This window comes from Deltaproteobacteria bacterium (assembly GCA_019308905.1).
Classification (GTDB): domain Bacteria; phylum Desulfobacterota; class BSN033; order WVXP01; family WVXP01; genus JAFDHF01.
In genome coordinates, this window is the sequence record JAFDHF010000005.1 from 15,697 (window position 1) to 29,505 (window position 13,809).

General features: G+C 57.1%; 11 protein-coding genes. 6 read left to right on the forward strand and 5 right to left on the reverse strand.

Annotated elements, in window-relative coordinates; all coding sequences use genetic code 11:
• Window positions 1-78: 78 nt before the first annotated feature.
• From JRJ26_03450 to JRJ26_03470, 5 genes are all read left to right on the forward strand, one after another.
• Complete coding sequence (locus tag JRJ26_03450) at window positions 79-2,184, forward strand: molybdopterin-dependent oxidoreductase (GenBank protein ID MBW2056533.1); 2,106 nt, start codon at window positions 79-81, stop codon at window positions 2,182-2,184.
• Between the two features lie 35 nt (window positions 2,185-2,219).
• Window positions 2,220-3,308: an ABC transporter ATP-binding protein gene (locus tag JRJ26_03455; protein MBW2056534.1), complete on the forward strand. Its 1,089-nt coding sequence runs from the start codon at window positions 2,220-2,222 to the stop codon at window positions 3,306-3,308.
• A 51-nt stretch (window positions 3,309-3,359) separates the two neighbouring features.
• Entirely contained in the window at window positions 3,360-4,385 is a 1,026-nt protein-coding gene (locus JRJ26_03460) for an ABC transporter substrate-binding protein (protein MBW2056535.1), read from the forward strand.
• Between the two features lie 87 nt (window positions 4,386-4,472).
• On the forward strand, window positions 4,473-6,356 hold the full coding sequence (locus JRJ26_03465; protein MBW2056536.1) for an ABC transporter permease subunit: 1,884 nt from the start codon (window positions 4,473-4,475) through the stop codon (window positions 6,354-6,356).
• Window positions 6,357-6,513: 157 nt separating this feature from the next.
• Complete coding sequence (locus JRJ26_03470) at window positions 6,514-6,942, forward strand: PilZ domain-containing protein (GenBank protein MBW2056537.1); 429 nt, start codon at window positions 6,514-6,516, stop codon at window positions 6,940-6,942.
• A 6-nt stretch (window positions 6,943-6,948) separates the two neighbouring features.
• Here JRJ26_03470 and JRJ26_03475 read toward each other — a convergent pair whose 3' ends face one another.
• A complete protein-coding gene (locus tag JRJ26_03475; GenBank protein ID MBW2056538.1) occupies window positions 6,949-7,680 on the reverse strand; it encodes a radical SAM protein in 732 nt (243 codons plus the stop codon).
• 327 nt (window positions 7,681-8,007) lie between these two features.
• On the opposite strand from JRJ26_03475, the gene JRJ26_03480 reads away from it, so the two are divergent.
• Entirely contained in the window at window positions 8,008-9,741 is a 1,734-nt protein-coding gene (locus JRJ26_03480) for a glutaconyl-CoA decarboxylase subunit alpha (protein MBW2056539.1), read from the forward strand.
• On the opposite strand, the gene JRJ26_03485 is transcribed toward JRJ26_03480, so the two are convergent.
• Genes JRJ26_03485 through tsaE form a run of 4 tightly spaced genes read right to left on the reverse strand, consistent with a single transcriptional unit; the run spans window position 9,731 to window position 13,677 of the window.
• Window positions 9,731-10,351 (reverse strand): helix-hairpin-helix domain-containing protein, encoded by a 621-nt coding sequence (locus JRJ26_03485; GenBank protein ID MBW2056540.1) that lies wholly within the window; start codon window positions 10,349-10,351, stop codon window positions 9,731-9,733. The genes JRJ26_03480 and JRJ26_03485 overlap by 11 nt on opposite strands.
• 28 nt (window positions 10,352-10,379) lie before the next feature.
• The gene (locus JRJ26_03490; protein MBW2056541.1) at window positions 10,380-11,948 is read right to left on the reverse strand and encodes a citramalate synthase; all 1,569 of its coding nucleotides are present in this window, start codon (window positions 11,946-11,948) and stop codon (window positions 10,380-10,382) included.
• A complete protein-coding gene (locus tag JRJ26_03495; GenBank protein MBW2056542.1) occupies window positions 11,935-13,188 on the reverse strand; it encodes an aspartate kinase in 1,254 nt (417 codons plus the stop codon). Before JRJ26_03495 ends, JRJ26_03490 begins: the two co-directional genes overlap by 14 nt.
• Window positions 13,189-13,191: 3 nt before the next feature.
• On the reverse strand, window positions 13,192-13,677 hold the full coding sequence (tsaE, locus tag JRJ26_03500) for a tRNA (adenosine(37)-N6)-threonylcarbamoyltransferase complex ATPase subunit type 1 TsaE (GenBank protein MBW2056543.1): 486 nt from the start codon (window positions 13,675-13,677) through the stop codon (window positions 13,192-13,194).
• Window positions 13,678-13,809: the final 132 nt, after the last annotated feature.

Here is a 13,809-nt window from a genome sequence, read left to right on the forward strand (position 1 = left end):
TTTTGAGTGTGGGAGAGGAGATATCTTCCCTTCACTGGCGCCTGAATCGACGCTACCGGAGCATCGGAGGGATTTTCTATGACAGAGGTCTTGAAAAACGGTGTGGTGAGAAGCACGTGTCGGATCTGTTACAACAGTTGTGGTGTGCTCATACACCTGAAGGGCGGGAAACCGGTCAAGGTGGAGGGGGACCCCGAAAATCCCATGAGCAAGGGGAGGCTGTGCCCCAAGGGATTGGCATCCCTGGAATACCTGGATCATCCGGGGCGCCTCAGGTATCCCCTGAGGAGGACCGGCAGGAGGGGGGAGGGCAAGTGGCGGAGAATCGGATGGGATGAGGCCCTCGGGCTGGTGGCGGAGGGACTGGAAAAGACAAAGGAGAGATACGGGGTCCTTTCCGTGGCCTTTCTCAGGGGGGCCTCAAAAGGGCTTTCCGACGACTACATGGCCAGGTTTGCCAACATATTCGGGTCGCCCAACATTTCATCGCCTGCTCCTGTCTGTTTTGTCCCGGGGGTCAATGCATCGAGGCTCACCTACGGTTTCTATGCGTACCCTGACTATGTGTTCAGGCCCCGGTGCATCATGCTCTGGGGTACAAACCCGGAGGCCACGAACGTGGCCGAGTACGAGGAGATCTCGAACGCAGCCCAAAGGGGCACGAAGATTATAGTCGTCGACCCCTTGGAGAACGGATTGACAAAGAGAGCCGACCTCTGGATCCGGCCCAGACCCGGTACGGATCTGGCCCTCTGCCTGGGGATAATCAACGTGGTGATCAACGAGGGACTGTACGACAGGGATTTCGTGGATACGTGGACGACGGGCTTTGCGGAACTGGAAGCCCATGTTCAGGAATATCCGCCCCGGAGGGTCGCGGAGATCACCTGGGTGGCTGAAGAGGCGATTCGGCGGGCAGCACTCCTCTATGCAAAGGAGAGGCCGGCATACATCGCCTGGGGAAACGGAATAGAGACGACGCTCAACAGTTTTCAGACCTGCCGGGCCATCGCCATACTGAGGGCGATTACCGGCAACCTGGGTGTTCCAGGGGGAGAGGTGAAGTGGTCTCTACCCGGGGGTCTGCCCAAGGGCGACCCTGTGTTTGTCTGCCAGGACAACATCCCGCCCGAGGTGAGGGCACAACGGCTCAGCATGAGCGACAACCTCATGCCCATCATCTACTACGCTCTCCCCCAGAGAGTCACAAGGGCGATCCTGGAGGATGACCCGTACCCGGTTCGCGCGGTCTATCAGCAGGGAGGCAACCTGCTCACCGCGTATACCAACGCGAAAAGAACTTACGAGGCGGTCAAGAGGTTGGATTTTCTTGCCGTGGCGGACATGTTCATGACGCCCACGGCCGTGCTCGCCGATGTGGTTCTGCCTGTGGGGTCCTACCTCGAGTTCGACAGTGTGGAGCAGCCATGGCACTTTCCCATCGCCTCGGTCCAGCAGAAGGTGGCCCAGGTGGGTGAGAGCCGGTCTGACGGAGAAATCCTCAACGAGCTCACCAGGAGGCTCGGATTTGCCCGATATGCCTGGGGAGACATGGAGGAGGCCCTGGATTACGTGCTCAAGCCCGCGGGGGTGACCTTCGAGGAATTCAGGAAAATCGGAACCTTTGTGGGGACCAGAATATACAGGCATTACGAGAGGGATGGGTTCGACACCCCTTCGGGTAAGGTGGAGATCTACTCGAAAAGGCTCGAAGACTGGGGGTTCGATCCCCTTCCAAGGTACTATGAAGCCCCTGAGACGCCCCTGAGCGAACCTGGGAGAACCAGTGAATACCCCTTTGTGCTTACATCGAGAAAGGCGGAGGTCTACCGGCATTCCGGAGGCAGGCAGATCCAATCGCTCAGGAGTGCAAAGCCCGAACCTGTAATGAAGATACATCCTGAGCCGGCCAGGAGACTGGGAATCGAGGACGGAGACTGGGTTCGTATCTCCACGGATAGGGGGGAGATAAGACAGAAGGCGAGCCTTGCCGACACCTTGGATCCCCGGACCGTGGAGGTAGACTATGCGTGGTGGTTTCCCGAAAGGGAGGAGGCGGATCTGTTCGGTTGGGATGAATCGAACATCAACGTTCTCACCGACGACGGCCCACCCTTCAACCGGGAGATGGGTTCGGCTATAATGAGAGGGATGTTCTGCAAGGTCGGGAAAGAGGAGAGATAGGAGCAAGACAACAGGGGAGCCGAAACGGGGGAATTATGGGTGCCCATGTTTCTCTGGAGAGAATAAGCAAGCGGTACGGGGAGGCTGTCGCGGTGGATGATGTCAGCCTGGATATTGCCGAGCATGAGTTCGTGACTCTCCTCGGCCCCTCCGGGTCCGGCAAGACGACCACCCTCATGGTGGTTGCCGGGTTTGTAAGGGCTGATAAGGGACGGGTTTTGATCGGCGGGAAAGATGTTACGGAGATTGCCCCGTATCGCCGCAACATAGGCATGGTGTTCCAGAACTACGCCCTCTTCCCCCATATGACCGTCTATGACAACATAGCCTATCCCTTGAAGATGAGGCGGGTCCCCAGGGCAAAGGCCCGGCAGATGGTGGAGGAGATCCTCGAGGTTGTACAACTCCGGGGTCTGGGTTTCAGGCGGCCCGCTCAGCTTTCCGGCGGACAGCAGCAGAGGGTCGCCCTTGCCAGGGCACTGGTTTTTCAGCCGCCGATCCTGCTGATGGACGAGCCTCTGGGCGCACTGGACAAGAAGCTTCGGGAGCACATGCAGCTTGAGCTCAAACACATCCAGGAAAAGCTCGGGATAACCATTCTCTACGTGACCCACGATCAGGAAGAGGCCCTCACCATGTCGACTCGAATCGCCGTGATGAAGGACGGCCGAATCGAACAGATCGGAACGGCGCTCGCTGTCTATGATCGTCCGACCAACGAGTTCGTGGCTGACTTTGTCGGGGAAACTAATTTCTTCGAGGCCGAGATCCTCGGTGTCGAGGAGGGGGCTGTCTATGTCTCCGGTCCCTGCGTCCGAAGAATCCGGGCTAATGCAGCCAGGCGGTTTGAACCCGGACAGAGGGTTCACCTTGCAGTCCGGCCCGAGAAAGTGATGTTCGTCGAAGAGGGGGTTCGGGGCATCTGTTCGTATGAAGGGACCGTTGTGGACACAATATTTCTGGGTGACATAACCAAGTACTATGTCCGCCTATCCCACGTCACCCATGACCGGAGGGAGGGGGTGATCGTCATGAAGGTGCAGAACCGCCTCGGAAGTGTGAGACACGGACGAGGCGACCATGTCAGGATCGGTTGGAATGAGATGGATGGAACCGTCGTATGACGGGCTGGAAGGAGAATGCCAACAACCCTGAAAAGGAAAGGAGGTACGGGAATGAGACGCAGTATGTTTTTCTTGTTTTTTCTATGCATCGTATTTGCTGCCACGAGCGCCGTGGCGGGGACTACGATCACCGTCTGCAGTTACGGTGGAACCTACAACAAGGGTCTTGAGGAGACCATCGGGAAGCCCTTTACCAAGGCAACCGGGATCAACGTGATTTTCACCACCTTCCCCACCTATGCCCAGATGGAGGCCCAGGTAAAGAGCGGTAACATCGAATGGGATATCGTGGAGTGCGAGAGCCGGATGTACGCCAGAGGGGTGAAGAACGACATTTTCGAGCCGCTGGACCTGAGCATGATCAAGAAGGACGATTTCGTCGAGGGATCGGCGACCCGGTACGGGGTGGGCTTGATCTACTATTCTTACAACATCAGCTACAACACCGAGAAGTGGCCTGCAGGGAAGGGACCGAGGTCGATGAAGGACCTCTGGGATGTCAAGAGGTTTCCGGGGCCGCGTACCATGAAACTCACCGCCGTCTCGAACCTCGAGGCCGCCCTTCTTGCCGACGGCGTTCCCAGGGACAAGGTCTACCCCATCGACGTTGATCGTGCCCTGAGGAAGATGAGCGAGCTCAAGCCCAATATCCGCGTATTCTGGAAGAGCGGAGGGCAATCACAGCAGATCATGCGGGAAGGAGAGGCGGACATAGGCCTGGTGCCGGGAGGCAGGATGATCCAGCTGGCCGACCAAGGCGTCCCTGTCACCTGGGAATGGAACGACCAGCTCGTGGTTTTGGATTACTGGACGATTCTCAAGGGATCCAAGAACAGGGATGCGGCGATGAAGTTCATCGCCTTTGCATCTGATCCGAAGCGGCAGGCGGCCTTTGCGGAGTGGACCAACTACGGCCCTGCAAACAAGAAGGCCTATGACCATATCCGTAAGGAAAAGGCCGTTCTCATGCCTACCTACCCGGAGAATCTGGCAAAGGGGCTGATCGTTAGCGGAGAATGGTATGCTGAACACGAGAAAGACGTGGAGCGCAGGTGGGAAGCCTGGAAGATGGAGTAGGGGACGTCGAGATGGGGCCGAGGTCGGTTGCTTCTCGGAGACGGCCTCGGCCTGCTGTGTCCCTGAAAATGAGAAAGGGATTCTGAGATGGATGGCCTGGTAGCTGGGCTGGCCGCGGTTTTCCGGTCAAGGAGGGGTAGGTGGGGCCACCTGCTTCTCCTTGGGCCGCTCGTGGGGTATTTGCTGGTTTTTTTCCTTTACCCCCTCTGGGGCGTGCTTATTGAGAGCGCATTCGACCCGGAGTTGACCGGTGAGCACTACCTCGCCATCCTGAAATACCCTGTCTACATGAGGGTCTTGTGGAACACCTTGCAAATAAGTATCCTGGTCACGTTGCTCTGCGTCCTTCTTGGTTACCCCATTGCCTACTATCTCAGCTCCTCCAAATCGAATTGGGCCGCGGTTCTCCTGATTGCGGTGGTACTTCCCTTCTGGATCTCGGTCCTGGTCAGGACCTATGCATGGATGATGATACTCGGCAGGTACGGTGTGATCAACAACATGTTAAAGGGCCTGGGCCTGGTTGATCATCCCATTCGCTTGATGTACAACCGTATCGGCGTATGCGTGGGAATGGTATATGTGATGCTTCCCTATGCAATCCTCCCCATGCTGAGCGTGATGCAGGGGATCGACCGGCGTCTTGTACAGGCGGCCGATAATCTGGGGTCTACTCCCTGGCAATCCTTCAAGAATGTTTTCTTTCCTCTGAGTCTTCCAGGAGTCGGAGCGGCACTTCTGCTCACCTTTATCGTCTGCGTGGGTTTCTTTGTGACCCCGGCCCTCATGGGTGGACCCAGGGATACGATGATCGCAATAAGTATCCAGACCCAGTTGGAGGAAGTGTCCAACTGGGGATTTGCCAGTGCACTGAGTGTCGTGCTCCTCTGCGTGGTTCTGATCCTCTTTTTCATATACAACCGTTTTCTCGGTCTTGATATGCTGCTCGGGGGGAAGGGAGTGGTAGGTTCCGGCACAGGCCAGGCGGATTCGGTCGAGGAGAGGGCAGAGGCGGCGGGTTTTTTTTCGCGGGCGTGGGGCTCTTTTTGGACCGAGGAGCGGGCTTCGGCCTTCGAGCAGGGATTCTGGAGACTTGAGGATCGACTCGCGCGGATTTGGGGCCTCGTCTCGCGCATGAGTCCCGGATTTCTGAGGAGACTCCGGTGGAGCAATCTCGGAATCCCGGGGATATGTTCACTGGTATTCGTATTCATGATCATGCCTGTGGTGATTGTAGTGCCCATCGCCTTTTCCAATGAATTCGTTCTCCACTTTCCCCCACGAGAGTGGGGATTGGCTCTTTTCAAGGGGTATTTCTCCTCAGAGGCGTGGATGCGTGCGACGTGGAACAGTTTCCGTGTGGCCGTCCCTGTGATGATACTGGCAACTTTCCTGGGGACCCTCGCCTCTCTGAGCCTGGTTCGGGGTCATTACAGGGGCAAGCAGCCCCTGTACGCCCTCTTCCTCCTACCCATGATCGTGCCCTGGATCATAAGTGCCGTCTCCTTCTACTTCTTTTTCGCCAGGCTCAAGATGATCGGGACGGTCTGGGGACTTGTTCTTGCACACACTGTTCTGGCAGTTCCCTATGTGGTGGTTGTCATGACCTCCACACTCAAAGGGTTTGATGAGCGTTTGGAACAGGCCAGCATGAGCCTTGGAGCAGGAAGGGTACGGACGTTCCTCAACGTGACCCTCCCCATAATCAGGCCGGGTATCCTTACGGCCGTACTTTTTGCCTTTATAAGGAGTTTCGACGAATTGATCACCGCCATGTTCATTTCAGGCGTTCAAGCAAAGACTCTGCCGAAGCAGATGTGGGACGGAATCCGGGACGAGATCAACCCTACGATCGCCGCCGTGGCTGCACTCTTGATCTTTCTGACAGTCTTGCTCATGGTGGTCATGGTCCTTTTGCGGCGGCGGCAGGAGAGACTCTATACCCGGGGAAGTGAAGCAGCCCTCCCCTGAACCGCCCCCCACGGGATCGTGCCTGGCAGGTCCTGGGTGTCTTTACCGTTTCGCAAATCAACCGTTTGACTGATTCCCTGATTTAATTTATAGTTCCCTTGACGGCACGGGAGCCGAAGGCCTTCGCGTCTCGGGCCGATTCGGAGGGAGAGAAGGCATGTCTGAAAAGGATTTTTGCGAGCGGAGGAAATATCCCAGATACCCTGTATCCCTGAATGTTTCTTTCTCCTTTAGAGCGGGCAGGAGGAAGAGCCTCGAAGATCGGAAGATCTCGGGAAAGGGGAGAAACATAAGTGGAAGGACAGGGGACATCTCTTTTGAGGGCCTTCTGGTAAAGGCGACACCTCTCCACGCTGAACTCTCTCCCCTCTTTGCAGACGGCGAGAGTGAGAGACCGGAGTTCGGGGTGGACCTGGAAATCGAAGCCGATGGAAAGACCATCCGGGCCGAAGGAGAGATGCGATGGTTCAAGCTCTGGTTCACCGGTCAGGAGCCGTACCAGATGGAGGCTGGAGTATTTGTCAGCAGAATGGGGTCTGAATCGAGGAAACTGTGGGACGAATTTTTCGAGAAGCTGAAACTCTGAGCTCGATCAGCCAGGCCGATACCCCCAGCTCTCCGTTACCTTCAAGCCGGCTCTCTCCAACTCTTTCTGTACTCTCGGATAGCAGATGACCTCCTCTATCTCGAGATCGCAGAAATCGGGTTCGAGAAGCTCGAGCCGTCTTCTCAGGGCCTCGATGTTTCTACGAGTGGAGAAGCTGGCCATTACTGCCGGGTAACACCTCACTCCCCACCGGAGGAGATTTTCCAAGGCTCTTAGCTGGAGGTCGAAGGCCTCGGGCCTTGCTCCTGTCAGCTTCTGAAATTCCTCGCGTGTGGCTCCTTTCAGGCTCACCCTCACCTCGAGGTTGGAGAAGTGGGCGAGCATCTCCGCGTATCCAGGATCGGCTCCGATGGGGATTCCATTGGTTTCGAGGACAAATAGCAGGTCCTGAGGCACTGCTTCGAGGATTCCCCGGAGGTGGTCGGGGCAGAGGGTGGGTTCATTCCCGCTCACCCGGACCTGGTGGTAGTCCTTGCTGCGGGCGATGCGGACGAGACGGGCGGCTACCTCTTCCGGAGAGTAAAGGCGGCCGACCTTTCCGGGGCGGTCCGTGATATTGAGAGCCCAGCAGAAGCGGCACCTGAGGCAACACCCCACACAGTCCGCAGTTGCTATACCGCCGTAGAATCCGGCGGGGCGGTAGCGATAGTATTTGCGAAGGCTTCCCCTGCAGACTGCCGATTCGATTTTCCCGGCGAGACGTATCGGGTCGTACATAGCAGGATTCAAGAGTCAGTTCCGTATCCCTCCGGCTGCGCGGCTTTGGCGAGCGAAGGGATGGGGCTGTTGCCCGGAAGCGGAGGGGCCCAGGGTCTTATTCTTGCTTCCTGGATTCGGGTTCCCGTTTCGTTTCGAGTGATCGGGAGATGCCGGGCGCCGGAGGTTCTGCAAGTGCCGCTCATTCTGCTTGAAGTTTCGGTTCAGGTATGATAAACGGGTTTGTGACAAATGTAACAAGCTTCTTAGAGCCTGTCAACGCTGCGAGGGTTTTGGGAAGGATTTTCCAGCAAGACCGGGCAAGAAGCCGGAGGGGAGGAGTGTCAGATGAGACCCTATTTTGAACGGATGAAGGAGTTTGGAAGGCCCCTGAGCGATGCTCAGATCAAACAGAGCGAACAGAGTGTGACGCAGATCAGAGAGGTCGAGAAGTCTCTTGCAGGTGAGGTGGATCGGGTCAGAAAGGCCGGCCTTCCCGAAGAGAGACTCCACGGGAGGGGAGAATGGACTGTCTACGAAAGACTGGAATATCTCGTTGATCCCGGCACGTGGTGTCCCCTCCATACCCTATTTGATCCCATGGAAGAGGAATCGGGTACCACAGGGGTGGTTGACGGATTGGGAAAGGTCAGTGGGAGGTGGGCCGTGATTATCGGCTTTGATAACAAGGTCATGGCAGGGGCATGGATTGCGGGCCAGGCCGAGAACATCCTCCGCGTGACCGATCTGGCCAAGCGCCTCCATATCCCCCTGGTCTGGCTGGTCAACTGCAGCGGCGTGAAGTTGACCGAACAGGAAAAGGTCTATGCGAACCGGAGGGGAAACGGAGCTACCTTTTTCAGACACGCCGAGTTGGAGAAGCTGGGCATCCCGGTGCTTGCAGGGATCTGGGGTACTAACCCGGCTGGCGGCGGGTATCAGGGGATCAGCCCGAGTCTGCTCATCGCCCACAGCAGATGCAATATCGCCGTGGGAGGCGGCGGTATTGTGAGCGGCATGAGCCCGAAGGGCTATTTTGACGAGGAGGGTGCGGAACAGATCATCGAGGCGACCAAGAAATTCAAGGCTGCCCCCCCGGGGCGAGTGGAGATCCACTACAATGAGACGGGGTTTTTCAAGGAGGTATACGAGACCGAGGAGGGGGTTCTCGATGCTTTGAAGGAGCACATGAAGGATCTGCCCGCCTACAACCCCAGGTTTTTCAGGGTGGCCGAACCGAAGGAGCCGAGATTCTCGCCAAACGAGATAGAGCGGCTGGTTCCGTTCAATCAGAAGGCGGCCTACGAGTTCGAAGAAGTGCTAGCCAGACTCACAGACAACAGTGAGCATATGGAGTTCAGGCCCGACTATGGTCCAGAGGTGTATACGGGTCTGGCAAAGCTCGACGGCTTCCTCGTGGGGATCATCGGAAACCGGCAGGGGTTCCTTCCTCGTGGTTACCCGGAATACGCCCCCTATCCGGGCATAGGGGGAAAGCTCTATCGCCAGGGTCTCATCAAGATGAACGAATTCGTGACCCATTGCGGCCGGGATCGAATTCCCATTATATGGTTTCAGGACACCACGGGGATCGATGTGGGCGATCTCGCTGAGAAGGCCGAATTGCTGGGCCTTGGCCAGTCCCTCATCTATTCCATAGAGCAGACCGACGTGCCTATGATGCTCGTCGTCTTGAGAAAAGGAACGGCGGCGGCTCATTACATAATGGGAGGCCCCACTGCGAACAACCACAACGCCTTCACGCTGGGGACGCCGACTACGGAGATCTATGTCATGCACGGGGAGACCGCAGCGGTGGCTTCTTTCTCGCGGAGGCTGGTCAAGGAGAGGGAAGCCGGTCGTCCCATTGGGCCCATTATCGTGAAGATGAATGCCCTGGCAAAGGATTACTACGAGAAGTCCAGGCCGGTCTACTGTGCCAAGAAGGGCTTTGTGGACGAGATCGTCTCCTTTGCCGATATAAGGAGATATATGGCCGCCTTCGCAGGCGCGGTCTATCAGAATCCGAAGTCCATCTGCCCCCACCATCACATGATGCTGCCCAGAATTATCAGGGGATAGGAGGTTGAACCCTCGTAACGGAGAGGTATGGCCGGAGTGCCTCGAGTCTCTTTCTGCCCACGCCCGATACATTGAGCAACTCCTCGAGGTCCGTGAAATTCCCGTGCAGATTCCTGTAATGGAGGATTCTCCCGGCAATGGTGGGGCCGATACCCGGAACCAGTGTCAGCTCGTCGGCCCCGATGGCGTTGAGGTCGATGGGGATCCCGTAGAGAATCCTCTTCTCCGGACCCATAGGTTTCGTCCGAATCGTGAGTCGGTCGCCGGATCGGGACACAGCGACGGTGGTGCCGGTTGCCAGCGGTATGGATCCGGGTAGCATGGGAACGAACTCTCTTTTCATTCCTGCAGTGACGAGGGCTCTTTCAAGGGTAACGGGGGAAGGAAAGGTGTAGATGCCGGATCGTACGAGGGGTCCCTCGATTTCGAGAACAAAAGGATCGGGCCGCACACCTGGATCGACCCGATCCTGTCGCCACGGGAGAAAGCCGGGTCGACCCCTGGTCCACCAGAAAAGGGCCAGGACGATGAGGAGGGCGGCGAGGAGACCCTTCTGTTCCGGCAGCAGAGTCCAAGCCGACCTTTCCGTGCCGTGCAGAGGGCCTTTCACAGACTGAACCTCTCTGTTTGTCGGTTCTCTACTTTTCTTCCTTCAGCAGTTTGTATTCGATGCTGTCTACCAGAGCCTGCCAGCTGGCCTGGATGATGTTTTCAGAGACACCGACCGTCCCCCACTTGTCCCGGCTGTCCTGGGATTCGATGAGAACCCTTGTGGCGGCTCCGGTTCCCTGAATGCTGGAGAGGATCCTCACCTTGAAATCCACGAGCTTTACCTCTTTGAGCTCTGGATAGAGCTTCTCCAGGGCTTTGCGAAGGGCGTTGTCAAGGGCATTCACCGGGCCGTTCCCCAGGGCCGCTGTGTGTTCGATTCTGTCACCCACCCTGATCATGATAGTGGCCTCTGAGATGGGGGGTTCGTCTTCCGCTCTCTTCTCAACGATAACGCGGAATCCGACCAGCTCGAAGAACCGCCTGTGCTTTCCGAGGGCTTTTTTCATGAGGATCTCAAAAGATCCCTCCGCTCCCTCGAACTGAAACCCCTGGCTCTCCAGTTCCTTGAGTTCGGAGAGTATTTTCCTGATGACCGGCTCCTTGCTCTTCAGGTCTATCTTGAATTCTGCCGCCTTGGCGAGGATCGTGCTCTGTCCCGCCTGATCGGAGATGAGAACGCGCTCCCGGTTTCCCACCAACTCAGGACGGAAGTGTTCATAGGCTCTTGGGTTTCTCCGGACCGCGCTTACATGGATACCTCCCTTGTGGGCAAAGGCACTGTCTCCCACATAGGGTTGGTGCTTGTCATGAGGAATGTTGGCGAGTTCATTCACAAACCTCGAGACCTCCCTCAACCTCCTGAGTTGGTCGTCGGATATACATTCATAGCCGAGTTTCAACTTGAGGGCCGGGATGATGGAACAGAGGTTGGCGTTGCCGCAGCGCTCACCGTATCCATTGATCGTTCCCTGGACGTGGGAGATGCCGTTTCGAACCGCCAGGAGTGTGTTGGCCACGGCGGTTTCGGAATCGTTGTGGACATGGATCCCCAAGGGGACCGAAATGTGGGGTTTGATCTCCCTGATGATCCCTTCCAGCTCCCAAGGTAGGGTTCCCCCATTCGTGTCGCACAGAACGATACAGTCAGTTCCGGCTTCCTGGGCACGCTTCACCGTGGACAGGGCATAGGTCGGGTTGGACTTGTAGCCGTCGAAGAAGTGCTCGGCGTCGTATATGACTTCTTCGACTCTCTTCTTCAGGAACTCGACAGACCGGGAAATCATGTCGAGATTCTCCTCAAGGTCGATTCTCATCACCTCCCTCGGGTGGATGTCCCAGGACTTTCCGAAGATCGTGATGACCGGTGAATTCGTTTGGAGGAGGGTCTGAATATTACTATCCTCTTCGGGCCGCTTCCCGGGCCTGCAGGTACTGCCAAAGGCGGCGATTCTTGCTCCGGTGAGTGAAACACGACTGATTTCGCGGAAGAACTGGAAATCCTTGGGGTTCGCTCCTGGCCACCCCCCCTCGATGTAATGGATGCCGAGTTCGTCGAGTTTCCTGGCGATCCTGACCTTGTCCTCCACCGAAAAGGCTATGTCTTCGGCCTGGGCCCCGTCGCGCAAGGTGGTATCGTAGATCCTAATGGCTTCCATCGGGTGGGATCTCCTCTCTTACCTGTCCTTTATCAAGCTCGAAGGCGTCGTGAAGAGCCCGAACCGCCAATTCCGTGTATTTGGACTCGATGACGCAGGAGATCTTGATCTCCGACGTGCTGATCATCTGGATGTTGATGTTCTCCCTGGCAAGTGCATTGAACATCAAGGAGGCCACTCCCCAGTGGGTCCTCATCCCTGCACCCACTATGGAGACCTTGGCGATATCCGTATCGAGAAGTACATCACCTGCCCGAATCTCTCGGGCCACGTTCTTTGCAACCGTAAGGGCCTTGGCCGCTTCGGTCTTCAGGACCGTAAAGGTCACGTCCGTGTAACCTTCCCGGCTCACGTTCTGGATGATCATGTCCACCAGAACGTCTTCCTTTGCCAGGGCTCCGAAAAGCCCGGCTGCGATCCCGGGTCTGTCGGGGACCCGGGTGACCGTGATCTTGGCCTCCCCCTTGTCGTAGGTGACCCCTGATACGAGTACCCTCTCCATCTCTTTGTCCTCCCTGCAGACCCAGGTTCCCTCATGATGGTTGAATGATGACCGGACATGAAGCGGCACACCATATCTCATGGCCAGTGCCACGGAGCGAATCTGCAGAACCTTGGCGCCGAGGCTCGCCATCTCCACCATCTCTTCGTAGGAAATTCTATGTAGTTTCCGGGCCTTTTCACAGACCGCAGGGTCTGTGGTATAAACCCCGTCTACATCCGTGTAGATTTCACATACGTCCGCTCTCAGGGCTGCCGCGATGGCTACGGCGGTCGTATCCGAACCGCCCCGGCCGAGAGTGGTGATGTTGCCCCTGTCGTCTATTCCTTGGAACCCGGCCACAACGGGAACCTTTCCCGCCTCAAGGGCTGCCGTGATTCTGTCCGCCTCAATCTCCCTGATCCTCGCCTTCCCGAAGAAACTGTCGGTGAGGAGCCTTATCTGAGATCCCAGGAAGGATTGGGCCTCCTGGCCCATCGATTTGAGAGCCATGGCCAGAAGGGCAACGGAGATCTGCTCTCCCGTGGAGAGGAGAACGTCCTGTTCCCTCTTGTCGGGGGAGTTCCCGATCTGTTGGGCGAGGCTCAAGAGCCGGTCGGTTTCCCCCGCCATGGCAGAGACCACGACAACGACCCGGTCCCCCTTTGTCCTGGTCCCCATCACCCGGCGAGCCACACTTCGGATCCTTTCCGCATCACCCACAGAGGTCCCACCGTATTTCTGGACAACCAGAGCCATGAGTCATATTCTCCTTCGGAAACGGACCGGCCCGAGTCCTCCGAGGGCAGCCCTGAGAATCTCCGCGTTCGCCTTTCCCGATGCCTTGAAGACCAGCCTTCGGCCGCTTGGGCCGGCCCACTCGATGTCGATCCAGATATGCTGGGGCGGCAGAAAAGGGCCAGCCTTCTCCGCCCATTCGATGACGGTCACGCCGCTTCCATAAAGGTATTCGTCCAGTCCTATCTCTTCCAGGTCTCGACTCCCGGACAGCCGGTACAAGTCGAGGTGGTAGAGGGGAAGCCTGCCTGGATACTCATTGACCAGGACAAAAGACGGGCTCGAGACGGGAGAGCTCTTCTCGACACCTAGTCCGCAAGCCAGCCCCTTGACAAACTCGGTCTTTCCTGAGCCCAACTCTCCCCGGAGTGCAACCACACATCCCGGCTGGAGCAAGCGGCCTAGGAGTCTCCCGATTTTGCGGGTCTGTGCAGCCCCATGAGACTCGATAACGAACTTTCGCTTCAAAGGATCGTGTCTTTTTGCTCGTCCGACCTGTAGAGACCCTGAACGAGAGATAATGCTTTTACCACGAGAGCGGAGGGAAATCAAGCCTCTCCAGCGGAGCAGGCAAGAATCAAG

Bases quoted from the DNA above. Each gene is read 5' to 3' on its own strand.
- JRJ26_03450 (MBW2056533.1), top strand. From the start codon at position 79: ATGACAGAGGTCTTGAAAAACGGTGTGGTGAGAAGCACGTGTCGGATC.
- JRJ26_03455 (MBW2056534.1), top strand. From the start codon at position 2,220: ATGGGTGCCCATGTTTCTCTGGAGAGAATAAGCAAGCGGTACGGGGAG.
- JRJ26_03460 (MBW2056535.1), top strand. From the start codon at position 3,360: ATGAGACGCAGTATGTTTTTCTTGTTTTTTCTATGCATCGTATTTGCT.
- JRJ26_03465 (MBW2056536.1), top strand. From the start codon at position 4,473: ATGGATGGCCTGGTAGCTGGGCTGGCCGCGGTTTTCCGGTCAAGGAGG.
- JRJ26_03470 (MBW2056537.1), top strand. From the start codon at position 6,514: ATGTCTGAAAAGGATTTTTGCGAGCGGAGGAAATATCCCAGATACCCT.
- JRJ26_03475 (MBW2056538.1), bottom strand. From the start codon at position 7,680: ATGTACGACCCGATACGTCTCGCCGGGAAAATCGAATCGGCAGTCTGC.
- JRJ26_03480 (MBW2056539.1), top strand. From the start codon at position 8,008: ATGAGACCCTATTTTGAACGGATGAAGGAGTTTGGAAGGCCCCTGAGC.
- JRJ26_03490 (MBW2056541.1), bottom strand. From the start codon at position 11,948: ATGGAAGCCATTAGGATCTACGATACCACCTTGCGCGACGGGGCCCAG.
- JRJ26_03495 (MBW2056542.1), bottom strand. From the start codon at position 13,188: ATGGCTCTGGTTGTCCAGAAATACGGTGGGACCTCTGTGGGTGATGCG.